The sequence below is a fragment of the Thiomicrospira sp. genome (assembly GCF_014859555.1).
Lineage (GTDB): Bacteria > Pseudomonadota > Gammaproteobacteria > Thiomicrospirales > Thiomicrospiraceae > Thiomicrospira.
On record NZ_JACUTY010000143.1, the window covers coordinates 1 to 1,177 of the forward strand.

At 43.8% G+C, this 1,177-nt stretch carries 1 protein-coding gene; it reads left to right on the forward strand.

The window, feature by feature from the left end; all coding sequences use genetic code 11:
• The coding region (traF, locus tag IBX48_RS10595; RefSeq protein WP_296834409.1) for a conjugal transfer protein TraF at positions 1 to 989 on the forward strand (989 nt) is incomplete at its 5' end.
• Between the last annotated feature and the right edge of the window lie 188 nt (positions 990 to 1,177).

Genomic DNA, 1,177 nt, shown 5'->3' on the forward strand with positions numbered 1-1,177 from the left:
AGGCTGCAGTTGAGGCTGATCTTGAAGCAGCTCTAGATACTTTTTTTAAAAGCAACGAAAACTTAAGTATTAACTTTAAAGCCAGTGGCTCGGTGCCGTTAGTGGTACAAACCACCAATAATGGTGGTTTTATGTTAGCCGCTTCAATGACCACTGGTACCACCGCCAATATGTTGCGTTATGCTGATTCAGATGTGGAAGTGACCGGCTTTGATCCTATTACCCAGGATGTAGAGTATAACTTGAACTCTGGCAATGCCATGATTTTCAGCGCTTTCCAGCTAGCGGAAATCTCTTTTGCTTATTCAGCCGATTTAAACCGCTTCTTTAAACCACAAAGTGGTCAGATCAATGCCGGGATTCGTTTAAAAGCCATGTCCGGTCAGTTTAACCATCATGGTTTAGAGTTTGATAGCTTCTTGCAAGACGAAGACGGTGAGTTTGGAGACCGCGTGAGTGATGGTTTGGATGAAGTCACCACGTTTGATAATACCGAATCGGCATTCGGTGTGGATTTAGGTGTGCAATACATTGCTAAGAACTATTTATTGGGTTTAAGTTTAGAAAACATCAACTCCCCAAGCTTTAAATACAATATGACTGGTGCTGACACTCAGCTACTAGCCAGCGCTGGTTATTTGGCAGATGAGATTACTTTCGAACCCAAAGCTCGCTTGGAAGCCGCAACCTATTCACAAAACCGTCGTTGGACATTTGCTGGTTTTTATGACTTGACTAAAACCATGGACATCACCGGTTTAGAAACCCAAAAAGCTGGTGTGGCGGTATCTTATGCTTCAAACCGTTGGTTCTTGCCTGACTTGCGTGCGGGTTACACCAATGAAGCGGCCGGTAACGAAATGTCGCGTATTCATGGTGGTTTAACCATTGGCCCTGTCAGTTTAGACGTCGCGGCGAACTCGTTCGACTTTGGTGAAGACGTTGATAACTCCATCGCGGCTAACCTATCAATTGAATTAACCTTCTAATAAGCTAAAAACCATATTAGATAGTTAATGATTGGTTAAAAAAAAGCCCCGTCATAATCGGGGCTTTTTTGTATCTGAAAACTAGATCGCAGCATGATCACCAGGCCTGGTGGGTGGGTTTAACATAAAACCTAACCCTTAAACGGCAATGCCGGAATGGCGTAATAACGCATCAATTTGCGGTTCGC